This is a genomic window from Pseudomonas sp. SBB6, assembly GCF_024213215.1.
Classification (GTDB): Bacteria; Pseudomonadota; Gammaproteobacteria; order Pseudomonadales; family Pseudomonadaceae; genus Aquipseudomonas; species Aquipseudomonas donghuensis.
In genome coordinates, this window is the sequence record NZ_JANAVH010000011.1 from 137663 (window position 1) to 159856 (window position 22194).

The 22194-nt window shown below is 64.3% G+C and carries 17 protein-coding genes; 8 read left to right on the forward strand and 9 right to left on the reverse strand.

Annotation, left to right across the window (positions count from 1 at the left end; all coding sequences use genetic code 11):
* Complete coding sequence (locus NLX68_RS20520) at nucleotides 1-990, forward strand: ABC transporter ATP-binding protein (RefSeq protein WP_254285571.1); 990 nt, start codon at nucleotides 1-3, stop codon at nucleotides 988-990.
* Nucleotides 991-1015: 25 nt separating this feature from the next.
* Nucleotides 1016-1669: an HAD family phosphatase gene (locus NLX68_RS20525; RefSeq protein WP_254285572.1), complete on the forward strand. Its 654-nt coding sequence runs from the start codon at nucleotides 1016-1018 to the stop codon at nucleotides 1667-1669.
* Nucleotides 1670-1734: 65 nt separating this feature from the next.
* On the opposite strand, the gene NLX68_RS20530 is transcribed toward NLX68_RS20525, so the two are convergent.
* A complete protein-coding gene (locus NLX68_RS20530; protein WP_254285573.1) occupies nucleotides 1735-2697 on the reverse strand; it encodes a zinc-binding dehydrogenase in 963 nt (320 codons plus the stop codon).
* A gap of 140 nt (nucleotides 2698-2837) precedes the next feature.
* Here NLX68_RS20530 and NLX68_RS20535 point away from each other — a divergent pair, with 140 nt between their 5' ends.
* Together NLX68_RS20535 and NLX68_RS20540 are read left to right on the forward strand one after the other, a co-directional pair.
* Nucleotides 2838-4925 (forward strand): carboxy terminal-processing peptidase, encoded by a 2088-nt coding sequence (locus NLX68_RS20535; RefSeq protein ID WP_254285574.1) that lies wholly within the window; start codon nucleotides 2838-2840, stop codon nucleotides 4923-4925.
* 125 nt (nucleotides 4926-5050) lie between these two features.
* Complete coding sequence (locus NLX68_RS20540; RefSeq protein WP_254285575.1) at nucleotides 5051-6829, forward strand: bifunctional diguanylate cyclase/phosphodiesterase; 1779 nt, start codon at nucleotides 5051-5053, stop codon at nucleotides 6827-6829.
* Here the strand turns inward: NLX68_RS20540 and NLX68_RS20545 are convergent.
* From NLX68_RS20545 to NLX68_RS20560, 4 genes are all read right to left on the reverse strand, one after another.
* Nucleotides 6805-7176 (reverse strand): hypothetical protein, encoded by a 372-nt coding sequence (locus NLX68_RS20545; protein WP_010224211.1) that lies wholly within the window; start codon nucleotides 7174-7176, stop codon nucleotides 6805-6807. The two genes, NLX68_RS20540 and NLX68_RS20545, sit on opposite strands and share 25 nt — an antisense overlap.
* Entirely contained in the window at nucleotides 7173-7511 is a 339-nt protein-coding gene (locus NLX68_RS20550; RefSeq protein WP_254285576.1) for a helix-turn-helix transcriptional regulator, read from the reverse strand. Before NLX68_RS20550 ends, NLX68_RS20545 begins: the two co-directional genes overlap by 4 nt.
* 98 nt (nucleotides 7512-7609) lie before the next feature.
* Nucleotides 7610-8050, reverse strand: a complete 441-nt coding sequence (locus NLX68_RS20555; RefSeq protein WP_010224215.1) for a YkvA family protein — start codon at nucleotides 8048-8050, stop codon at nucleotides 7610-7612.
* A 280-nt stretch (nucleotides 8051-8330) separates the two neighbouring features.
* On the reverse strand, nucleotides 8331-9062 hold the full coding sequence (locus tag NLX68_RS20560; RefSeq protein ID WP_254285577.1) for an FKBP-type peptidyl-prolyl cis-trans isomerase: 732 nt from the start codon (nucleotides 9060-9062) through the stop codon (nucleotides 8331-8333).
* Nucleotides 9063-9337: 275 nt separating this feature from the next.
* Between NLX68_RS20560 and NLX68_RS20565 the strand changes: the two genes are divergently transcribed.
* Genes NLX68_RS20565 through NLX68_RS20580 form a run of 4 tightly spaced genes read left to right on the forward strand, consistent with a single transcriptional unit; the run spans nucleotide 9338 to nucleotide 14039 of the window.
* The gene (locus NLX68_RS20565) at nucleotides 9338-10063 is read left to right on the forward strand and encodes a helix-turn-helix domain-containing protein (protein ID WP_254285578.1); all 726 of its coding nucleotides are present in this window, start codon (nucleotides 9338-9340) and stop codon (nucleotides 10061-10063) included.
* 51 nt (nucleotides 10064-10114) lie between these two features.
* Nucleotides 10115-11176, forward strand: a complete 1062-nt coding sequence (locus tag NLX68_RS20570) for an HlyD family secretion protein (protein ID WP_254285579.1) — start codon at nucleotides 10115-10117, stop codon at nucleotides 11174-11176.
* The gene (locus tag NLX68_RS20575) at nucleotides 11173-12687 is read left to right on the forward strand and encodes a DHA2 family efflux MFS transporter permease subunit (protein WP_254285580.1); all 1515 of its coding nucleotides are present in this window, start codon (nucleotides 11173-11175) and stop codon (nucleotides 12685-12687) included. The genes NLX68_RS20570 and NLX68_RS20575 overlap by 4 nt, the downstream gene beginning before the upstream one ends.
* 2 nt (nucleotides 12688-12689) lie before the next feature.
* Nucleotides 12690-14039: a TolC family outer membrane protein gene (locus NLX68_RS20580; RefSeq protein WP_254285581.1), complete on the forward strand. Its 1350-nt coding sequence runs from the start codon at nucleotides 12690-12692 to the stop codon at nucleotides 14037-14039.
* Here NLX68_RS20580 and pcaQ read toward each other — a convergent pair.
* The 4 genes from pcaQ to NLX68_RS20600 all read right to left on the reverse strand — a co-directional run bounded on the left by pcaQ (nucleotide 14030) and on the right by NLX68_RS20600 (nucleotide 22073).
* On the reverse strand, nucleotides 14030-14962 hold the full coding sequence (gene pcaQ / locus NLX68_RS20585) for a pca operon transcription factor PcaQ (protein WP_254285582.1): 933 nt from the start codon (nucleotides 14960-14962) through the stop codon (nucleotides 14030-14032). The genes NLX68_RS20580 and pcaQ overlap by 10 nt on opposite strands.
* A 126-nt stretch (nucleotides 14963-15088) precedes the next feature.
* Nucleotides 15089-15454 (reverse strand): nitrite reductase small subunit NirD, encoded by a 366-nt coding sequence (gene nirD / locus NLX68_RS20590; protein ID WP_254285583.1) that lies wholly within the window; start codon nucleotides 15452-15454, stop codon nucleotides 15089-15091.
* The gene (nirB, locus tag NLX68_RS20595; RefSeq protein ID WP_254285584.1) at nucleotides 15454-18012 is read right to left on the reverse strand and encodes a nitrite reductase large subunit NirB; all 2559 of its coding nucleotides are present in this window, start codon (nucleotides 18010-18012) and stop codon (nucleotides 15454-15456) included. Before nirB ends, nirD begins: the two co-directional genes overlap by 1 nt.
* Before the next feature lie 275 nt (nucleotides 18013-18287).
* A complete protein-coding gene (locus tag NLX68_RS20600; RefSeq protein WP_254285585.1) occupies nucleotides 18288-22073 on the reverse strand; it encodes a bifunctional nitrate reductase/sulfite reductase flavoprotein subunit alpha in 3786 nt (1261 codons plus the stop codon).
* Nucleotides 22074-22194: the final 121 nt, after the last annotated feature.

Below are 22194 nucleotides of genomic sequence, written 5' to 3' on the forward strand. Positions count from 1 at the left end.
ATGAGCTTTGTCAGCGTACAGAACCTGCAAAAAAGCTATGCCGGCAGCCCGGTGTTCAACGACATCAACTGCCAGATCGAACGCGGCGAATTCGTCACCCTGCTCGGCCCTTCCGGTTGCGGCAAATCCACCCTGTTGCGCTGCATCGCCGGGCTGACCGCCGTGGACAGCGGGCGGATCTTGCTCGATGGCAACGACCTGGTGCCGCTAAGCCCGCAAAAGCGCGGGATCGGCATGGTGTTCCAGAGCTACGCGCTGTTCCCCAACATGACCGTCGAGCAGAACGTCGCCTTCGGCCTGCGCATGCAGAAGGTCAACAGCGACGACAGCCAGGCGCGGGTCCGCGAAGTGCTGCACCTGGTCGAGCTGCAGGATTTTGCCCGCCGCTACCCGCACCAGCTGTCCGGCGGCCAGTGCCAGCGCGTGGCCCTGGCCCGCTCGCTGGTCACCCGCCCGCGCCTGCTGCTGCTCGACGAGCCGCTGTCGGCGCTGGACGCGCGCATTCGCAAACACCTGCGCGAGCAGATCCGCGCCATCCAGCGCGAGCTGGGCCTGACCACCATCTTCGTCACCCATGACCAGGAAGAAGCGTTGACCCTGTCCGACCGCATCTTCCTCATGAACCAGGGCCGCATCGTCCAGAGCGGCGATGCCGAAACCCTCTATACCGCACCGGTGGACGTGTTTGCCGCCGGCTTCATCGGCAACTACAACCTGCTCGACGCCGACAGCGCCAGCCGCCTGCTGCAGCGCCCGGTGAGCAGCCGCCTGGCGATCCGCCCGGAGGCCATCGCCCTGGGCCTGGAAGGCGAGCTGGAGGGGCGGGTGCGCAGCCATAGCCTGCTTGGCAACGTGATCCGCTACCGGGTCGAAGCGCGCGGGGTAGAATTGCTGGTCGATGTGCTCAACCGCTCGTCCGCCGACCTGCATCCGGACGGCCAGCGGGTAGCCTTGTCGATCGATCCCACCGCCCTCTGCGAAGTCGCCTGAGGGTTGCACAGGAGTTGCTCTGAATATGGCACTAGCGATTTTCGATCTGGACGAAACCCTGATCCACGGTGACTGCGCGTCGCTGTGGAGCGAGCAGATGGTCCGCCTTGGCTGGGTCGATGGCGAATCCTTTTTGCGCCGTGACAAGGCACTGATGGACGCCTATGGCAAGGGTCACCTGGCCATGGAGGACTACATGGCCTTCAGCCTCGAGCCATTGATTGGCCGCCCCCCGGAAGAGGTCGAGCACCTGGTCGAACCCTGGGTGGAAGATTTCATCGAACCGATCATCTTCAGTGACGCCACCAAAACCATTGCCGCCCACCGCAAGGCCGGTGACCGGATTCTGGTGATCTCCGCCTCCGGCACCCACCTGGTCAAGCCGATTGCCGAACGCCTGGGCATCGATGAGATTCTCGGCATTGAGCTGGAGGTTGAGCGCGGCGTTTATACCGGCAAGACCACCGGCGTGCTGACCTACCGCGAAGGCAAGATCACCCGCTTGCTGGACTGGCTGGATGAGCAGGAAGAGAACCTGGAGGGCGCGAGCTTCTACTCGGATTCACGCAACGATCTGCCGTTGCTGCTGAAGGTGGATTTCCCGCATGTGGTCAATCCGGACCCGGTGTTGCGTGAGCAGGCCGAGACTCATGGCTGGCCGATTCATAGCTGGAAATGATTGAAGCCATCGCGGGGCAAGCCCGCTCCTACATGTGGGAGCGGGCTTGACCCGTGATTGGCGGTTTACACCAGGCTCTCGTCGATCACCAGCACCAGCTTGCCCGACACCTGATTGCTGGCAAGCTCGGCAAACGCCGCTTCTGTATCCTGGATCGGGAAGGCCTTGGCCAGTTGCGGCTTGAGCCGGCCTTCACCGAACAGCGGCCACACCTGCTGGCCGAGGTCGCTGAGCAGGTCAGCCTTGAACTGATCGTCCCGGGTACGCAGGGTCGAACCCATTACCTGCACGCGCTTGCCCAGCAACTGCGCCAGGTCCAGCTCGGCCTTGCGCCCGCCCATCAAGCCGATGATCACCCAGCGTCCGTCCCGTGCCAGCAGCTTGAGGTTGAGCTCGGCATAGTTGGCGCCGACCGGGTCGAGGATCACGTTGAACGGGGCAAAATCGTTCAGCGCGTTTAGGTCTTCACCGCGCACCACGCCGCCGCTGGCACCCAGCCCTTGGCAATACGCCAGGCGCTCGGCCGAGCCGACGCTGACCCAGCACGGGCTGCCAAAGGCCTTGCACAACTGGATCGCCGCCGAACCGACACCACTGGCACCGGCATGCAGCAAGACCTTCTCGCCCGGCGCGAGCCCGGCCAGCTGAAACACATTGAGCCAGGCGGTGGCGTACACCTCGGGGATCGCCGCCGCTTCCTGCAGGCTCAGGCCTTCGGGTACCGGCAGCACGTGACGGCCATCGACCACCACTTCCTCGGCCATGCCGCCACCGGCGAGCAAGGCACAGACCCGATCGCCGACCTGCCAGGACGAGCCGGCGCCCACTTCGCTGATCACCCCCGAGCATTCCAGGCCGAGAAACTCGCTGGCCCCCGGCGGTGGCGGGTAGAGCCCGGCACGCTGGAGCAGGTCGGCGCGATTGAGGCCGGCTGCGGCCACGCGAATTCGTACTTGACCGATATCGCAAGCTGGACTTGTCGTCGCAACCCACTCCACATGTCCGTCAACGCCTTGCAATGCCTTCACAGTGCCTCCATAGTTGAGTCATGACTGAGCCCGGGTGCTGTAGCCCCGGGCTTTTTGCATTATGCGTCCGGTTTTCATGGAACCGGCGAATTCAAAGACGGCCTAATATGCGTGATCAATTGTCCCTACGTCGAATCAGCATGAAGCATTTTCTGCCGAGCACCACCCTCGCCCTGTTGATCGGTCTGGGCAGTCTGCCATTGGCAGACAGTGCATGGGCCGCCAACAGCTGGGATAAGCTCCAGCCCGACCGCGATGAAGTGGTCGCCAGCCTCAACGTGGTCGAGCTGCTCAAGCGCCACCACTACAGCAAGCCGCCGCTCAACGATGCGCGCTCGGTAATCATCTACGACAGCTACCTCAAACTCCTCGATCCTGCGCGCAGCTACTTCACCGCCAGCGACATCGCCGAGTTCGACAAGTGGAAGACCCAATTCGACGATTTCCTCAAGAGCGGTAATCTCGACCCCGGCTTCACCATCTACAAGCGCTACCTGGACCGGGTCAAATCGCGCCTGGACTTCGCCCTGGCCGAGCTGAGCAAGGGCGTCGACAACTTCGATTTCACCACCAAAGAGACCTTGCTGATCGACCGCAAGGACGCGCCGTGGATGAAGAACCAGGCCGAGCTCGACGACCTCTGGCGCAAACGCGTCAAGGATGAAGTGCTGCGCCTGAAAATCGCCGGCAAAGAGCCCAAGGCGATCCAGGAGTTGCTGACCAAGCGCTACAAGAACCAGCTCACGCGTCTGGACCAGACCCGTGCCGAAGACATCTTCCAGGCCTACATCAACACCTTCGCCCAGTCCTACGACCCGCACACCAATTACCTGTCGCCCGACAACGCGGAAAACTTCGATATCAACATGAGCCTGTCGCTCGAAGGTATCGGTGCCGTGCTGCAAAGCGATAACGACCAGGTCAAGATCGTGCGCCTGGTACCGGCCGGCCCTGCTGCCAAGACCAAACAGGTGGCACCGGCCGACAAGATCATCGGCGTGGCCCAGGGCAACAAGGAAATGGTCGATGTGATCGGCTGGCGCCTGGATGAAGTGGTCAAGCTGATCCGCGGGCCGAAAGGCTCGGTGGTGCGCCTGGAGATCATCCCGGCCAGCAATGCGCCGAACGACCAGACCACCAAGATCGTGCCGATCACCCGTGAAGCGGTGAAACTCGAAGAGCAGGCGGCGAAAAAATCGGTGCTCAAGCTCAAGCAGGACGGGCGCGACTACAAGCTCGGCATCATCGAGATCCCGGCCTTCTACCTGGACTTTAAGGCCTTCCGTGCTGGCGATCCCGAGTACAAGAGCACCACTCGCGATGTGAAGAAACTGCTGACTGAACTGCAGAAGGAAAAAGTCGACGGCGTGGTCATCGACCTGCGCAACAACGGCGGCGGCTCGCTGCAGGAAGCCACCGAGCTGACCAGCCTGTTCATCGACAAGGGCCCGACGGTGCTGGTGCGCAACAGCGACGGCCGCGTCGACGTGCTCGAAGACGAAAACAGCGGCGCCTTCTACAAAGGCCCGCTGGCACTGGTGGTCAACCGCCTGTCAGCCTCGGCATCGGAGATTTTCGCCGGCGCCATGCAGGACTACCACCGCGCGCTGATCCTCGGCGGGCAGACCTTCGGCAAAGGTACCGTGCAAACCATCCAGCCGCTCAACCATGGCGAGCTGAAGCTGACCCTGGCCAAGTTCTACCGGGTGTCCGGGCAAAGCACCCAGCACCAGGGCGTGCTGCCGGACATCGATTACCCGTCGATCATCGACACCAAGGAAATCGGCGAAAGCGCCCTGCCCGAAGCCATGCCATGGGACACCATCCGCCCGGCGATCAAGCCTGCGCTCGACCCGTTCAAGCCGTTCCTGGCCCAGCTCAAGGCCCGTCACGACACCCGTACGGCCAAGGATCCGGAGTTCGTCTACATCCGCGACCGCCTGGCGTTGACCCAGAAGCTGATGAACGAGAAAACCGTCAGCCTCAACGAAGCCGAACGCCGTGCGCAGCACGCCGATATCGAAAGCAAGCAGCTGGCGTTGGAAAACACCCGCCGCAAGGCCAAGGGCGAAGAACCGCTCAAGGAACTGAAGAAGGAAGACGAAGACGCCCTGCCGGTCGAGCCGGACGATACCAAGCCGGAAGACGACGCCTACCTGGCGGAATCCGGACGAATCCTGCTGGATTACCTGGGTCTGAATTCGGCAGTGGCGAAAAACAATCCGTGAAAGCGGTGATGGCAAAATAATGTGACTGCGCGTCATTGCGTCATCAAATAGTCATCAGACTGTCGTGAAATAAGGGACTGAGCGCCGTAGGTGCCCAGTCCCTTTTTTTCAAGGTAGCCCTGACAATGACCGTCAACGAACAGCTCAGCGCGTTGAGCACCATCCTCGCTCAAAGCGGCTTGCACAGCCTGTTCCAACCCATTGTCTGCCTTTCCGAACGGCGCATCCTTGGCTACGAAGCCCTCAGCCGCGGCCCATCCAACAGCCCGTTGCACTCGCCGATCAACCTGTTTGCCGTGGCCCGCCAGGCCGGACGCCTGACCGAACTGGAAGTGGCCTGCCGGGAAAACGCCTGCCGGCGCTTCAGCCAGCAGAACCTTGAGGGCAAGCTGTTTCTCAACGTCTCGCCCGAATCCTTGCTCGAGCCGCAGTACCAGTCCGGACGCACCCTGAAGATGCTTCACGAGCTTGGCGTGCCGCCCAGCCGGGTGGTGATCGAGTTGACCGAACAGACTCCCACCGACGACTTCCAACTGCTGTTCAATGCCCTGCACCATTACCGCGACATGGGCTTCTCAATTGCCCTCGACGACTTGGGCGCCGGTTACTCGAGCCTGCGCCTGTGGTCGGAGCTGCGCCCGGACTACGTCAAGATCGACCGCCATTTCATCGACGGCATTCACCTGGATGCGGTCAAGCGCGAGTTCGTCGGCTCGATCCTGCAAATCGCCCGGGCCTCGCGCGCCCAGGTGATTGCCGAAGGTATCGAACTGGCCGAAGAGCTCAAGGTACTGACCGAGATGGGCGTCGACCTGGTCCAGGGCTACTTGCTGGGCCGCCCGCAGGAACAGGCGGCGCGGGATGTGCAGAACATGCTCGGACAGCCGACGCAGGCGCTGCAGAGCCTTAATGAAGACAGCGGCAACCTCGCCGCGCTGCTGATCGAACAGCCCGCGGTGAACCGCGAGGCGCCCACGCCGCAGGTGCTCGAACTGTTTCGCAACCAGGCCAATCTCAATTCCCTGGCGGTGCTCGACGCGCATGGGCAGCCGTGTGGCATCGTGCATCGCCACTCGCTCTCCGATGCCCTGCTCAAGCCGTTTGCCACCGATTTGTTCGCGCGCAAGCCGATCAGCCGGTTGATGAGCGATGATTTTCTCGCCGTGGATCTGGGCCAGTCGCTGCAGCAGGTCAGCCGCCTGCTCACCAGCCGCGCCCGTCAGCGTATCGAAGAAGATTTCATCATCACCCACAACGGCCGTTACCTGGGCCTGGGCCGGGTGATCGACGTGCTCAAGCTGATCACCGAGCAGAAGATCCAGCAGGCCCGTTACGCCAACCCGTTGACCCTGCTGCCAGGCAATGTGCCGATCCAGCAGTGCCTGACCCGCCTGTTGCAACAGCAGCGCACTGCGGCGATCTGCTACGTCGATATCGACAGCTTCAAGCCGTTCAACGACATCTACGGCTACGCTCGCGGCGATGAAGTGCTGCTGTGCCTGGCTCAGTGCCTGAACGAACGGGTCGACCCCAGCCGGGACTTCGTCGGCCACATCGGAGGCGACGATTTCATGCTGGTGCTCGGTTCAGAGGATTGGCAACAGCGTTTGCAGCTGTTGCTGGAGGATTTTCACAAACAGTGCCGGCGCTTCTACCGTGCCGAGCACCTGCAAGCCGGGTGCTTCATTGCCACCGACCGTCAGGGCCGGCGCCAGGAATTCGCCTTGCTGTCGCTGTCGATCGGCGTGGTGCAACTGCACCCACAGGCCTGTGCCGGGCTCGATGCCGGGCAACTGGCCGAGCTGGCCTCACAGGCCAAGCATCAGGCCAAGGATGTGCCGGGGCACAGCCTGTACCTGATCGATACCGCGCCCGCCGCTCAGGCTTCTTCGTGTTCGGGGTAGCTGTACTCGAACACCCGTACCACTTCCGAAGCATGCCAGGAGGCCGCAGCCATGCCATCGGAGGGGCCGGAGAAACGCCCCAGGCGCTCGACGCACTCGAAAAACCCGGTACGCGGCAAGCGGCTGGCGCCCTGGCTGATCACCAGCGAGCTGCGCAGTGGCTGCTCGGCGCGGGCATCAAGCGCCGCCAGGTGCTCCAGGGCAGCGGTCAGGGTCTGCATGGCCGGGCTGGGCAATTGCAGGCGCTCAAGCAAGGCACGGTAAGTCAGCAGGTGGCGTTGGCGGCGGGCAACGTCCAGCTCGCCGAGCAGGCCTTCCCAGTGCTGGCGGCTGATCCGAACGCTCACGACGGCTCGCTCCAGCCGGCCACACCCAGTTCCCAAGCCAGGCTGCGGCGAATCGCGGCATCCGGCTGGCGCTCACCGCTTTCGATCAGCGCCAGGTACACCGGGCTGATGCCAACGCTGCGTGCCAACTGCTCCGGCGCCAGGCCCTTGCCCTCACGCAAACGCGCCAGCTCACTGAAACTCGGTAAGCTGGCGCTGTCGGTAATGTTCGATGGTGTGCTTTCAGCGGCACCCGGCTCGCCTTGCCCGGCGGCTTTAAGCAGCGCCTGGTACTGCTCCCAGGGAACAACCGCGTACTCGGGTTGACCGTCTCGGCTGATGACCTGAATACCCATTACAACCCCCTTGTAGGATTACGATATGTAATCGGTAGGCATAATCCTTATGCCAATTATATTACCAGCCAACAAGGGTGTGCAGGGCCGTGATGTGATCAGCTTTTTTCTTGCTCCAGGCGCAGGGCTTCGGGGGTGTCGGGCAGGCGTTCGACCACCCGCAGTTTTTCCGGTGCCTGACGGTTGCGCCAGGCGCTGAAGGCGGCCAGTTCATCGGCCACCGCTTTCATCACCCAGGCCAGTACGGCGATGTCATCGAGCAGGCCGACGCCCAACAACCAGTCGGGGATTGCATCCAGCGGGCTGACAAAGTACAGCAGCCCGGCCACCACGGTGATCAGCGCCTTGGGGCTGATCGCCCGGTACTCGCCGCGCCACCAGGCTAGGCACAGGGCCTGCATCAGGCGCACGTCCTCGCGCAGTTTGCCCAGCCGTGGGCCTTTGCGCGCCACGGCAAAAATCAGCGCCGGCAAACGTCCGCGGCTGAGCAGACGCTCGGCCAGGGGCAGAAATCGGGCGAAGTTCCACGGTGCTTTCATACGGCCTCCAGGGCCAGTGCCAAGGAAGGTTATCCACAATAATTGTGGATAACCTTGTGAACAGAGCTCAGTTTCAGGCTCAAGGCGCCCGCCCGGCAAGGGTCCGGGTTAAATCGGGCGTTTTTTACACACCTGTTTCAATCACGCAAACGTTTTGCCCGCCGCGCGCTGATCCATCAACAGGTGCAGCGCTTAAGACCCTGCACGGCCCCGAGGGTTCGGTAAAACCCAGAAACGACAACGCCCCGTCGAGACGGGGCGTTGCAGGTATCAGCTGGCCTTACTCGGCAGCTGGATCGGCAGGCTCGGCATCAGCCTTGGCCTGGTCCTTGATGCCCAGCAATTCCAGCTCGAACACCAGTACCGAGTTGGCCGGGATCATCGGGCTCGGGCTCTGGGCACCGTAAGCCAGGTCCGACGGGATGTACAGCTTGTACTTCTCGCCCACGTGCATCAGTTGCAGGCCTTCGACCCAACCCGGGATCACGCCGCCGACCGGCAGGTCGATCGGGCTGCCGCGCTCGACGGAGCTGTCGAACACCTTGCCATCGATCAGCTTGCCTTCGTAGTGAACGGTGACCACGTCAGTCGGCTTGGGCTGGGCGCCGTCGGCCTTCTTGATCACTTCGTACTGCAGGCCCGAAGCGGTGGTGACCACGCCAGCCTTCTTGCCGTTTTCTTCAAGGAACTTCTTGCCGGCGGCAGCCGACTCTTCGCTCATCTTGACCAGGCGCTCTTCAGCGCGCTTTTGCAAGGCGGCGAAGGCTTCAACCAGCTCTTCGTCCTTGATCTTCTGTTCTTTCTTGCCGATGGCATCTTCGATACCTTGAGCGACAGCTTTCGAATCAAGGTCGTCCATGCCTTCCTGAGCCAGGCTTTTGCCCATGTTCAGGCCAATACCGTAGGAGGCTTTCTGTGCCGGGGTCTTCAGCTCGACGCTGGTCTGCGAATCGCAACCCGCCAGTACCAGGCTAACCAGGGCAACCGCAGCCGCCAACCGATGCTGTTTCATGCTATTTCCTTGTTCATGCGCCAATAGGGCAATCGAGTAAAGCCGCGAGCTTATCAGGCGGCCACGACCAATGGCTACCGGCATGAGAGCGAGAAACGCCGGATAAGTTCAGCCAGATTAAACCTTCTTCATCCTCGGCTGCAGCCAGTGGCCAGTATTGACGGGAGCGGACGGTTGGGCAAATCCGCAGGTGAGGTTTTGTAGCAGTTTGTATCGATGCAACGCAGGTGGCGGTTATCATCCAGGGCAGCGAAGCAGCGGCAAGGACAGCAGCAATGTGGGACGGCAGGGTTACCTTCAGCGACTACTGGTTCGGCTACGTGGGCCACAGTGAGGATTCCTCGGCCCACAGCCATGTCGCCATTCAGCTGTGCATCGGTATTCACGGCCCGGTGCGGGTGGATTTTGAACAGCACAGCCTGGAAGGCGCCGGCGTCATCATTGGCCCCTTCGTCAAACACCGCTCGGTGCAGCAGCCACAACCGCTGGCGTTCCTGTTCATCTACCCGGAGTCGCCCCTGGGGCGTGCGCTCAACGCCCAACTGCCACTCAATGGCAGCGCCATGGCCAGCCAGGCCATCGTCGACTGTTTTGCCCATGAGCGCTGCATCGAACAGACCGTGGCGGCGCTGAACCGCACCCTCGGCAGCGCTGCCGGCTTCGACCCGCGCCTGGCCTGCGCGTTGTCACTGCTGCGTGAAGATTGCAGCGGCAGCGGCGCCGTCGGCCGCGCGGCCGAGGCCGTCGGCTTGTCCAGCCCGCGCCTGCGCCATGTGGCCACGCGCGACATGGGCGTGCCGCTGTCGCAGTGGATCATCTGGCGCAAACTGGAGCGCGCCGGGCACGCCCTGGCCGCTGGCTGCAGCCTCAGTGACGCGGCTCTGGACGGCGGCTTTGCCGACCAGGCGCACCTGAGCCGAATGATGCGACGCATGCTCGGTCTGTCTCCCGCCGAGGCGGCAGCCGTGCTGACGCGTACGAGCGATTCGTTCAATACCTGACACGCTGCAAACGCCATGCTCGGCCCCTCTTGATGATTCGGGGCACAGTTCATGGGCAAGCCTAACTACCTGAAACTGGTTGTCTGCACGGCAGTGATCGGCAGCCTGGCGCTGCTCGGTTGGCAGCGCTGGCAGTACGCAAGGCAATACGTCAGCACGGATAATGCCGAAGTCGAAGGCATCATCGTGCCGATCCGCGCCAGGCTGTCGGGCATCGTCGTGCAGGTGCCGGTGCGCCACAACAGCCAGGTGGCCAGCGGCGACCTGTTGCTGCAATTGCGCGATGACGAATACCAACGCCAGCAAGACAAGGCCCTGGCCGCCTTGAACGGGCTGCGGGCAGCCACCGGCAGCCAAGGCGCGCCTGGGCTGCTGGATAGCCAGGCACGCAGCGCCGCCGCCAACAGCCAGGCCGCCGCCGCGACCATCGGCCAGCTCAGCGCCCGCCTTGACCAGGCCCGCGGCGACTTTCAGCGCGCCCGGCGCCTGGCCGCGCAAGGCGTGCTCAGTAACCAGGACCTGGAAGCCGCCAAGGCCCATTTCGATGCCCTCGGCCATCAGTTGCAAGGCGCCCGTAACAGCGCCCAGGCCGCGACGCAGGGCAGCCTGGCGCAGCAGGCGGCGCTGAACCTGGAAAGCTATCGAATCGAAGCCGCCCAGGCCGACCTGGAGCTGTCGCGGATACGCCTGCAGGACACCCGTCACCGCGCGCCGCTCGCCGGCATCATCGCCGACAAACACGTCGAACCCGGGCAGTTCGTGGTCGCCGGGCAAAAGTTGTTGAGCCTGGTGGCCACCGAGCACCTGTGGGTGGTGGCCAACTTCAAGGAGACCCAGATCAACCGCGTAAGGGTCGGCCAGCAGGCACGCATCACCCTCGACGCGTTTCCCGATACGGTGTTCCGCGGCCGCGTGCAGAGCCTGGTGCCAGCCACCGATTCGCGCTTCTCGTTACTGCCGCAGGAAAACGCCAGCGGCAACTTCACCAAGGTGGTCCAGCGCCTGCAGGTGCGGATTGAATTCGAGCAGGCTGCACAGCCTTACCGGGCCGCCATGAGCCAGGGCATGAGCGCACTGGTCGAAGTCGATACGCGCGATGAGCACAGGCTATGAAGTCGCCCTGGCTGGTCGCCTTCAGCGTGACCCTGATCTCGATGATGGAGCTGCTCGACGTCACCATCGTCAACGTCGCCATTCCCAGCCTGATGGGCAGTTTCGGCGCCTCGGTGGATGAGATCTCGTGGGTCTCGACCGGCTATATCGTCGCCAACGTGGTGATCCTCCCGGCCAGCGGCTGGCTGTCGGCCTGGTTTGGCCGGCGCCGCTATTACCTGGGCTCTTCGCTAGTGTTCGTGGCCGCCTCGCTAGGCTGCGCACTGGCCACCGAGCTCTGGCAACTGGTGGCCTGCAGGATTGTCCAGGGCCTGGCCGGTGGCGGCTTGCTGGGGATATCCCAGGCAATCATCTACGACGTGTTTGCCAAGGATAAGGTCAGCACCGGCCTGGCTCTCTATGGCGTCGGGGTGATGATGGGGCCGACCCTGGGGCCGTCGGTGGGCGGCTACCTGATCGACACGTATTCCTGGCACTGGATTTTCCTGATCAACCTGCCAATCGGCGCATTCGCCATCCTCCTGTGCTGGCTGTGCGTGCACGACTCGGCCAACGAACGGCGCCCGCAACACATCGACTACCTGGGTTTTGCCCTGCTCGCCCTGGGCGTTGGCAGCCTGCAGGTACTGCTCGAGCGCGGCGAACACTGGGACTGGCTGGAGTCGGACCTGACCCTGCTCTGCTTGCTGCTGGCAAGCCTTGGCCTGGCGGGTTTCTGCTACTGGGAGCGGCGGGCCGCCACCCCCATCGTCGACCTGGCCCTGTTTCGCAACCGTGAATTCTTCATGGGCTCGGTGTGCGCCTTCTGCGTCGGCTTCGGCTTGTACAGCACCCTGTTCATGGTGCCGTTGCTGTTGCAGACGCTGCTTGCGCAAAGCGCCTACCAAGCTGGCATGGTGATCTTTCCCGGGGCCCTGGCCAGCGCCGTGAGCACCCTGGTGATCGGCAAGCTGTCACAGGAAAACAAGATCGACGAGCGGGTGTTCGTCAGCATCGGCATCGTGATTTACGCCTACGCGATGTACCTGCACACCCAATTCACTCTGCAGAGCAGCCCCGACACCTTGTACTGGCCGTTGATCATCCGCGGCCTGGGCCTGGGCATGATCTTCGTGCCACTGACCAACCTGGCCATGCGCCAACTGCCGCCGGCGCTGGTCGCGGTGGGCTCAGGCGTCCTCAACCTGATGCGCCAGCTGGGCGGCAGCGTCGGGATCGCCGTTGCCGTCAGCCTGCTCGAGCGTGGGGCCTGGGCGCGTTATCGGCAACTGTCCGAACAGGTCAGCGAAGCCACGCTGGGCAACAGTGCCTGGCAATCGCCACCGCTCGATAGCGCCAACCCCCGCTTCGATCCCCTGCTGCTGGCGCTCCGCGAAACCCAGAACCAGGCGCAGATGCTCGGCTTCAGCCAGCTGTTCGGCCTGCTCGGCGCGGTGATGCTGGTCGGCGTGCCGATGGTGCTGCTGATGCGCAACCGCAAACCCATCGTACCCCCCGAACAGGAAGGCTAACCGTGCTCGAACAACGTTTGCGAATCCGCGCAGGCCTGATGGCCCTGGCACTGCTCGCCAGCAGCCAGCAGGCCCGGGCTGATGACCTCTACCAGCTCTATCAGAAAGCCCTGGCCCATGACATGAAATACGCTGCGGCCATCGAACAGCAACGTGCCAGCAACGAAAAAGAACCCCAGGGCCGTGCCCTGCTGCTGCCCAACCTGTCGCTTGAAGGGGGCGCCGCCTGGGTCGACCGCGACGACAGCGGTGCGGCGACACGCAATCGCGACAACTCCAATGCCTACGCACTGGTGCTGATCCAGCCGCTGCTGAGCTGGCAGAACGTGATCGGCCATGACCAGAGCAAAGCCCAGGTGCTGGCCGGAGAAATCAACCTGCAGGCCGCTCGCCAGGACCTGATGCTGCGGGTCGCTGACGCCTACTTCGACCTGTTGTTGGCCGAAGACCTGCTCACCACCAGCCGCCAGCAGGTGCGTACCCTGCAGGGGCAGCGCAGCAAGGCTGAGCGCTTCTACCAGGCTGGATCCGGTACCGAAAGCGAGGTGCAACGCATCCAGGCCCGCTACGACCTGGCCTATGCCCGGCAGATGGCCGCGCACAATGCTGTGCAATTGCACCAGGAAACCCTGGCGCAGTTGACCGGCAGCGTACCTGCGTCCCTGGCCCGACTGGACCCGCAGGTGCGCTTCCAGGGGCCGCAGCCGGCGCTGATCGGCACCTGGGCCGAGCAGGCGCAACAGCACAATCTCAAGGTCCAGGTGGCGCAGATCAAACGTCTGGTGGCAGAAAAGGAAATCGACAAGCAACAGGCCGGGCATTTGCCCACGGTCGACCTGGTGGCCGCTCACGGGCGCTTCGCCTCGGTGGGCGGCAGCCTGTACGACGTCACCCTGCCCGAAGAAAAGTACACCCAGACGGTGGTCGGTGTGCAGGTCAGCCTGCCGTTGTATGCCGGTGGCGGCACCTCCAGCCGCACCCGCGAAGCCCGCGCCCTGCATGGCGTGGCCCTGGACGAAGTCGAGGACGCACGCCGCGAGGCCGGCCTGATGGCGCGCCAGGCCTACCTGACCCTGACCAGCGGCATCAGCCAGTACGCGGCGCTGCAGCAGGCGCTGCGTTCCAGCCAGACCAACCTGACCTCGACCACCCACGCCTTCGAGGCCGGCGCGCGGATCAGTTCCGATGTGCTGGACGCCGAACAGCAGGTGACCCAGACCGAACAGCAACTGGCCGAGCAGCGTTATGCGATCGTCCTGGCCCAGCTCAAGCTGCTGGCCGCCAGCGGCAGCCTGGGCGATGCCGGTCTGCAGGAGATCAATGCCCTGCTCTCAGCGGGCGCTCAAGGGTAGTGGCCGTCGCGGTACTGCGCCGCGACTTCGCGTAAAACCTCGCACAGCCACTGTGCCGGCAACGCCAGGGGCAAGGCGGCGTTGCTGCAGATGCCGACCGAGCCGCCGGGCTCGCTGACGCCCAGGTCCAGCTCGCACAGTTCACCGCGACTGAGGTCGACGCGCACCGCATCCCGGGGGGCAACCCAGACTGCATCGCTGCCCTGCACATAACGCCGGCTAAGGGCCGGCGACAGGGTTTCCAGGCGCTGCGCGGGTTGCTCGATGGCGCACTGCACGAACAGGCTGTCGGCGTGCTTGCGGATGGTCGTTCCGGCCAGCGGCAACACCAGCGGGTAGCGACCGACCTGGCTGCGCTCGAGCGGCTGGCGACCCAGCAAAGGGTGACCTGGGCGCACCACCAGCGACATCGACTCGCTGTACAGGTGCTCGAACATCAGCCCCTGGATCTGCGGGCTGTCGGTCATGCGTCCGATCACCAGGTCCAGCTCGCCCACGTGCAACTGCCCGAGCAGGTGGGCGCTGGGGCCGGTGGCGACGCTGACCACCAGGGCGTCATGGCGCTGGTACAGGCGGCAGAGCACTTCGGGCATCAGCAGGCTTTCGACGGTCGACAGCACGCCGACACGCACCTGGGGCGGCGCATGCTCTTCACCGCGCAGGGTGCTCACCCCTTCACGCAGGGCCTGCACGCTGGGACCGGCGTAGCGCATGAAACGCACCCCGGCCGGGGTCAGCTCGACGCCCTGCTTGCTGCGCTCGAACAGCCGCGTCTCAAGCAGCTCTTCAAGCTCCTTGAGGGTCTTGGAGATAGCCGGCTGACTGATCGCCATGGCGTCGGCAGCCTTGGCGAAACTGCCCTGGCGGGCGATTTCGAGAAAGCACAGCAAGTGGCGGAATTTGATCCGGGTGTCGAGGTTCATCCCGGGAGTTTATCGGGGCTCCGACAAGACTGCGACCGCTTTGCGGTCGATCGCCGGCAAGACCGGCTCCCACAGGTACTGCATACCCCAGACTCTGTGGGAGCTGGCTTGCCAGCGATGAGGCCATCAATAGCGACCCAGCTCTACCTGCTCGCCACTGATGCGCACCGGCCACACCTGCAAGGCCTGCTGCGGATCCTCCAGGCAACGCCCGTCACGCAAACAGAAATGCTGCTTGTACAACGGCGCCGCCACCACCAGCTCGCCCTTGAACTCGCCCAGCAGCCCGCGGCCGATCACATTGGCACCGGACCTGGGGTCGTGGTTGTCCACGGCAAACAGTGGCGTGGCCTGCCCGGGCAGGTAGAACAGCGCCACCTGGCGGCCGTCGAACCACACCACCACCCCGGACTGGGCGATCAGGTCGGCACGGCTGCAGACCGCCTGCCAGTGTTGCGCCTGAACAGTTATCGCAGCGTTGGTCTGGCTCATCAGAGCACCTCCTCGGTGGTCGGGATCAAGTGAAGTTCGCCAGCGCCAATCGGGCGACGCTGGCCGCGCTCGCGGACAAAGTGCACACCTGGGTCCGGGCGCTGGTCGTTGACGAAGGTGCGGAAGCGCTTGAGTTTCTCCGGGTCTTTGAGGGCATTGGCCCACTCGCACTCGTAGCGGTCTACCACCAGTTGCATCTGCGCTTCCAGCTCGGCGCCCAGGCCCAGGCTGTCGTCGAGGATCACCTGCTTGAGGTAGTCCAGCCCGCCCTCCAGGCCTTCGCGCCACACCGAGGTGCGCTGCAGCTTGTCGGCGGTACGGATGTAGAACATCAGCACGCGGTCGATGATGAGGATCAGGCTGGCGTCGTCCAGGTCGGTGGCGAACAGTTCGGCATGCCGCGGACGCATGCCGCCGTTGCCGCAGATGTACAGGTTCCAGCCTTTCTCGGTGGCGATCACGCCGATGTCCTTGCTCTGCGCCTCGGCGCATTCGCGGGTGCAGCCGGACACCGCGAACTTGAGCTTGTGCGGCGAGCGCAGGCCCTTGTAGCGGTCTTCCAGGGTCAGGGCCATCTGCACGCTGTCCTGTACGCCGTAGCGGCACCAGGTGCTGCCCACGCAGGACTTCACTGTGCGCGTCGACTTGCCGTAGGCGTGGCCGGTCTCGAAGCCTGCGGCGATCAGCTCGGCCCAGATCTCCGGCAGCTCATGCAACTGGGCGCCGAACAGGTCGATGCGCTGGCCGCCGGTGATCTTGGTATAGAGGTCGTATTTTTTCGCCACTTCGCCGATGACGATCAACTTCTCGGGGGTGATCTCGCCGCCGGGAATCCGCGGCACCACCGAGTAGGTGCCGTTCTTCTGCATGTTGGCCATGAAGGTGTCGTTGGTGTCCTGCAGTGGTACCAGCGACGGGTCCATGATCGGTTGGTTCCAGCACGAGGCGAGAATCGAGCCGATCGTGGGTTTGCAGATATCGCAGCCGACATGGCCGCGACCATGTCTGGCGAGCATCTCGTCAAAACTGAGGATGCCCTCGACCCGCACCAGCGCGTACAGCTCCTGGCGGGTGTAGGCGAAGTGCTCGCAGAGGCTCTTGTCGACGCTGACCCCACGGGCGATCAGTTCATGCTCGAACACCTGCTTGAGCAACGCCGCACAACCACCGCAACCGGTGCAGGCCTTGGTCTGCTGCTTGAGCTCGCCGAGGTCGCCGCAACCGTTGTCGATAGCCGCGCAGACCGCGCCCTTGCTGACGTTGTGGCAGGAGCAGAGGGTCGCGCTGGCGGGCAAGGCATCGACGCCCAGTGCCGGCGCGCCGGCCGACTGCGGCAGGATCAGGCCGGCCGGGTCGGCTGGCAGGGCAATGCCGTTCTGCACGTATTGCAGCAGGGTGTCGTAGTAGCTGTTGTCGCCGACCAGCACCGCGCCGATCACCTGTTTGCCGCTGGCATCGACCACCAGCCGGCGATAGGCCGATGCGGCTTCGTCGATAAAGCGATAGCTGCGTGCGCCCGGCGTGGTGCCGTGAGCGTCGCCGATGGAGCCGACATCGACGCCGAGCAGTTTGAGCTTGGTCGACATGTCGGCGCCGGTAAAATTGCCAGCGTCTTCACCGGCCAGGGCCGCCGCGACATTGCGCGCCATGCTGTAGCCCGGCGCGACCAGGCCGAATACGCTGCCGTTCCATGAGGCGCATTCGCCAATGGCGAAGATCCGTGGGTCGCTGCTGCGACACGCGCTGTCGATCACCACCCCGCCGCGCGGCGCGATGTCCAGGCCGCTGCTGCGACCCAGGGCGTCCTGTGGGCGGATACCGGCGGAGAACACGATCAGGTCGGTTTCAAGAAACTCGCCGCCGTCGAAGTTCATCCGGTAGCGATAGTCTGCACCGGCAACGATGGCCTGGGTCGCCCGCGACAGGTGCACGCCAACCCCCAGGGCTTCGATCTGCGCACGCAAGGCCGCGCCGCCTTCGACATCCAGTTGCACCGGCATCAAGCGCGGGGCGAACTCCACCACGTGGGCCTCCAGGCCCAGGGACTTCAAGGCATTGGCCGCCTCAAGGCCGAGCAGGCCACCACCGACCACCACGCCACGGCGGGCACCGCTGGCGGCGGCGCGGATGGCATCGAGATCATCGAGGGTGCGATAGACCAGGCGCGCCGCCCCGTGCGAGCCTTCGATCGGCGGCACGAACGGATAGGAGCCGGTGGCCAGGACCAGTTGATCATAAGGGTAGCGCCCGGCGCGGGTGACCACTTCGCAGCGTTCGCGGTCGATCTCCAGGACCGGCTCACCCAGGTGCAGGTGGATGCCGTGCCCGGCATACAAACCCGCCTCGCCCAGCGCCAGGGTCTCGGCATCACTGCCACTGAAGTATTCCGACAGGTGCACACGGTCGTAGGCGCGCTGGCGCTCTTCGCCGAACACCCGCACCTGGAAGCGGCCCAGGGCACCGCGTTCGATCAGTTGCTCGATGCAGTGATGACCGACCATGCCGTTGCCGACGATGATCAGCTGTTGCCGCGCTTCGATGCTGGTAAACCCATTCATACCCGATCCTCACTCAAGGCCATTCACGGTGGCTTTGCTGCTGGGGGCCAACCCCGAAAAACAAAAAAGGCGCCTGGAGCCGAAGCTCCAGGCGCCTTTGCCTGGTTGTTTTATGTAGTCCCGGTTGCGAATCGCCATTGACCCGCGAGGACGTTGTAAGCAAGCAAAAGCAGGTAGCGTGCCAACTGCCAAAGCCTTTGAAACCGGGGGTTCTACGCTATCCGTCCGGGCCGTTATCGACCCAGGCTGGTGCAGCCCTCCCCCTTATGGGGCATTCAGTAGACGTCGCGCAGGTAGCGCTTGGCGCGGCTCAGTTCGCTGACATAGGCCTCGGCCCGCTCCACACTCATGCAACCGTGCTGATGCACCACCTGCTTGAGCGCCGCATCGACGTCCCTGGCCATGCGCTCGGCGTCACCACAGACATAGAAGTGCCCGCCCTCCTCCAGCCAGCGCCAGAGTTCGGCGCCGTGTTCGAGCATGCGCTGCTGGACATAGATCTTCTGCGCCTGATCGCGGGAGAACGCGGTGTCCAGGCGGCTCAGGTGGCCGTCCCGCTGCCAGGCCAGCAGCTCGTCGCGGTAGTAGAAGTCCGTGGCCGCTTGCTGCTCACCGAACAGCAGCCAGTTGCGGCCTGTGGCACCCTCGGCCTGACGCTCCTGAAGAAACGCCCGGAACGGCGCCACACCGGTGCCGGGGCCAACCATGATCACCGGCGCCGAGCTATCACTGGGCAGGCGAAAGTGCGCGGTCGGCTGGCTGAAGATTTCGACCCGGCCGGGCTCGCTGCGGTCGGCCAGGTAGGTCGAGCACACGCCCTTGCGCTGGCCGTAACGGACGGTGGAAACCGTCAGGTGCACCTGATGCGGATGCAGCTTCTGGCTTGAGCTGATCGAGTACAGCCGCGGCTGCAAGGGTTTGAGCAGGCTCAACCAGCTATCCAGGCTCAGCTCGGGTTTGCACGCGTGCACCAGGTCGATCAACTGTTTGCCCCACAGCCAGTCCTTTAGCGCAGCCTTGTTGTGCGGTGCAAGCAACTCGCGCAGCTGCGCATTGCCAACCGCGAAGGCCTCAAGCAACGGCGGCGTGATGCGGGCGATCTCCAGGTGCTCCAGCAGCGCCTCGGCCAACGGCATGTCGGCCTGGCCCTTGAGGCTGACGCAGCGGCTGCCATCGAAGCGGGTCGCAGTCAGCAGCTCGTCGACCAGCGCCGGACAGTTGCGCGGCCACACCCCCAGGGCGTCACCGGCCTGATAGCTGAAACCGCTGTTGCCCAGGTCGAACACCAACTGGCGGGTTTCCTTGATCGCCCCCGGGCTGTTGAGCAGACGGTTGCCAACCAGGGTTGTTGCCAATGGCCGGGTTTTACTGAAAGCGCTTGCCGCAGGCGCCGCCACCGGCGCACCGAGGAGCAGCTCGCCGTGCCCCAGTTTACCCAGCAGTGCCTGCAGCCATTGCCCCGCCGGCTCATTGAAATCGCCCTCGCAGTCGACCCGCTCCAGCAAGCGCTCGGCGCCCAACTCGGCCAGGCGCTGATCGAGCTTGCGACCAAACCCGCAGAACTGTTCATAGCTGGAATCCCCCAGGGCCAGCACCGCATAGGGCACACCGGCGCAGCGTTGGGAGTGCTCGCCATGCAGGCCGCGCCAGAACGCCGCGCCGCTGTCCGGCGCGTCACCGTCGCCAAAGGTGCTGGCGATCAGCAGCAAGCTGGCGGGATTGTCCAATTGCTCCACAGCCACGTCTTCCATGCAGCGCAACTGCACCGGCAAGCCGACCTGGCGCAAGCGCTCGGCGCACTGTTCGGCCAGGGCCTGACCGTTGCCGGTTTGCGAGGCCCAGAGCAGCAAGTGTTTGTCCTGCACCGAGGCGTGCTGCTGATCGACCTGGACGGCCTCGATACGTTCGCCAGCGACCCGGCTCAGGGCCACCGCGCAGTACTTGAAGGCTGGCTGCAGCGACAGCGGATCGACCGCGTCGCTGGTCAGCGCATTGATCGCCAGGTTGTCGCCGTAGACGTCGTTCCAGTGAAACGGCGCAAAGCAGTTGCCCGGCAGTACCCGGGTGGTGATCCGTGCCGGCAGCAGCGCCTGCCCGCGTCGTGAACGGATCTGCACCTGATCCTTTTCAGCGATGCCCAGGCGCTCGGCATCGTCCGGGTGAATCTCCACGAACGGCCCGGGGTCGAGCTTGTTCAGCGCCGCCACCTTGCCGGTCTTGGTCAGGGTGTGCCACTGGTGCTGGACCCGGCCGGTGTTGAGCACCAGCGGAAAGTCAGCGTCCGGCCGCTCGGCGCTGGGCAGGCAAGGCCGGGCAAAGAAGCGTGCCTTGCCGCTGGGGGTGGGGAAGGCAATGGCAGGCACCTGGCCTTGCGCATCACGCAGCAGGACCTGGCTGACACCGTCGTTGCGATAGCGCAGCGGGCTGCGATCATGCTCGCGCCCGGGTTCACACGGCCACTGCTGCGCTGCCTCACGCAAGCCGGCATAGCTGACGCCGCGCACATCGTAGCCGGTGGCCGGGTTCCAGGCCTGGCGCAACTCGTTGAACACCGCTTCAGCATTGGCGTAGCTGAACGCCTCGGCATAGCCCATGGCGCAGGCGATACGGGCAATGATCTGCCAGTCGGGCAAGCTCGCGCCCGGCGCCTCGACGGCCTGGTTCATCAGGGTCAGGTTGCGCTCGGAGTTGACCATCACCCCCTCGCCCTCGGCCCACAAGGCGGCGGGCAGGAGGATATCGGCGTAGCGATTGGTCTCGGTGTCGAGGAAGGCATCCTGGGTGATCACCAGTTGCGCCGCCTGCAAGCCTTCGATCACCTGCTGGCGGTTGGCGACGCTGGCCACCGGGTTGCTGCAGATGATCCAACAGGCCTTGATTTGCCCGGCCGCCAGGCTTTCGAACAGCGCCACCGTGCCGTCACCGGCTTCGCTGCGCAGGCTGCCGGCAGGGATCTGCCAGAGGTGCTCGACGAAGGCACGATCTGCCGCGACCAGCGCCGAACGCTGCCCTGGCAGGCCGGGGCCCATGTAGCCCATTTCGCGCCCGCCCATGGCATTGGGCTGGCCGGTCAGAGAAAACGGCCCGCTGCCCGGCCGGCAAATGGCGCCGGTGGCCAGGTGCAGGTTGCACAGGGCATTGGTCTGCCAGGTGCCATGGATGCTCTGGTTCAGGCCCATGGTCCAGCAACTCATCCACTCCGGAGCCTGGCCGATCCACGCTGCAGCTTGGCGGATATCGGCTTCGCGCAGCCCGGTGATGGCGGCGACCCGCGCGGGTGTGTAGTCCTCGAGAAAGGCTGGCATCGCCTCCCAGCCTTCGGTGTAGCGCTGGATGAACTCGGCGTCGCACTGGCCGTTCTGCCGCAACAGATAAAGCAGGCCATTGAGCAGCGCCAGGTCGGTGCCTGGCTTGATCTGCAGGAACAGGTCGGCCTTGGCGGCGGTGGCGCTGTGCCTGGGGTCGACGACGATCAGCCGCGCGCCGGCCTTGAGCCGGTCGAGCAGGCGCAAGAACAGGATCGGGTGACAATCGGCCATGTTCGCGCCAATCACGAAAAACACCTCGGCGCGATCAAAATCCTGGTAGCTGCCCGGCGGCCCATCGGCGCCCAGCGACAGTTTGTAGCCGCTGCTGGCACTGGCCATGCACAGGCGCGAGTTGGACTCGATATGCCGGCTGCGGACAAAGCCCTTGGCCAGTTTGTTGATCAGGTACTGGGCCTCCAACGACATCTGCCCGGAGACATAGAACCCCAGGGCGTCGGGCCCATGCTCATCAATAATCGCCCGCAGGCGCTGCGCGGCCTGTTCGATGGCGGTCTCAATGCCGCGCTGCACCGGGTCGCGCTGACGCTGGTCACGCAAGTAGGCGTGCTCCATGCGCCCGGACTCGCGCAACGGTTGATGGGCGGTCAGGCCCTTGGTGCACAGGCGGCCAAAGTTGCTGGGGTGCTGTTTGTCGCCACTGACCTTGGTCACCCGCCCGCCTTCCACGGTCATGACGATGCCACAACCGACGCCACAATACGGGCACACGCTGCGCACGCTGGTGCTGCTCATCGGCCTACCTCCTGATTGCGCAAACAAAAAGGCGCCCTGCTGCCCCGGCTTGAATGAACAAGCGGGGCAACACGGCGCCTTTGTCGTGAACGGGGCAATCTGCGTTGATTGCCGGATGCTC

Bases quoted from the DNA above. Each gene is read 5' to 3' on its own strand.
- NLX68_RS20575 (WP_254285580.1), top strand. From the start codon at position 11,173: ATGAAGTCGCCCTGGCTGGTCGCCTTCAGCGTGACCCTGATCTCGATG.
- NLX68_RS20540 (WP_254285575.1), top strand. From the start codon at position 5,051: ATGACCGTCAACGAACAGCTCAGCGCGTTGAGCACCATCCTCGCTCAA.
- nirD (WP_254285583.1), bottom strand. From the start codon at position 15,454: ATGAGCCAGACCAACGCTGCGATAACTGTTCAGGCGCAACACTGGCAG.
- NLX68_RS20570 (WP_254285579.1), top strand. From the start codon at position 10,115: ATGGGCAAGCCTAACTACCTGAAACTGGTTGTCTGCACGGCAGTGATC.
- NLX68_RS20565 (WP_254285578.1), top strand. From the start codon at position 9,338: ATGTGGGACGGCAGGGTTACCTTCAGCGACTACTGGTTCGGCTACGTG.
- nirB (WP_254285584.1), bottom strand. From the start codon at position 18,012: ATGAATGGGTTTACCAGCATCGAAGCGCGGCAACAGCTGATCATCGTC.
- NLX68_RS20520 (WP_254285571.1), top strand. From the start codon at position 1: ATGAGCTTTGTCAGCGTACAGAACCTGCAAAAAAGCTATGCCGGCAGC.
- NLX68_RS20555 (WP_010224215.1), bottom strand. From the start codon at position 8,050: ATGAAAGCACCGTGGAACTTCGCCCGATTTCTGCCCCTGGCCGAGCGT.
- pcaQ (WP_254285582.1), bottom strand. From the start codon at position 14,962: ATGAACCTCGACACCCGGATCAAATTCCGCCACTTGCTGTGCTTTCTC.
- NLX68_RS20600 (WP_254285585.1), bottom strand. From the start codon at position 22,073: ATGAGCAGCACCAGCGTGCGCAGCGTGTGCCCGTATTGTGGCGTCGGT.
- NLX68_RS20560 (WP_254285577.1), bottom strand. From the start codon at position 9,062: ATGAAACAGCATCGGTTGGCGGCTGCGGTTGCCCTGGTTAGCCTGGTA.
- NLX68_RS20535 (WP_254285574.1), top strand. From the start codon at position 2,838: ATGAAGCATTTTCTGCCGAGCACCACCCTCGCCCTGTTGATCGGTCTG.
- NLX68_RS20525 (WP_254285572.1), top strand. From the start codon at position 1,016: ATGGCACTAGCGATTTTCGATCTGGACGAAACCCTGATCCACGGTGAC.
- NLX68_RS20550 (WP_254285576.1), bottom strand. From the start codon at position 7,511: ATGGGTATTCAGGTCATCAGCCGAGACGGTCAACCCGAGTACGCGGTT.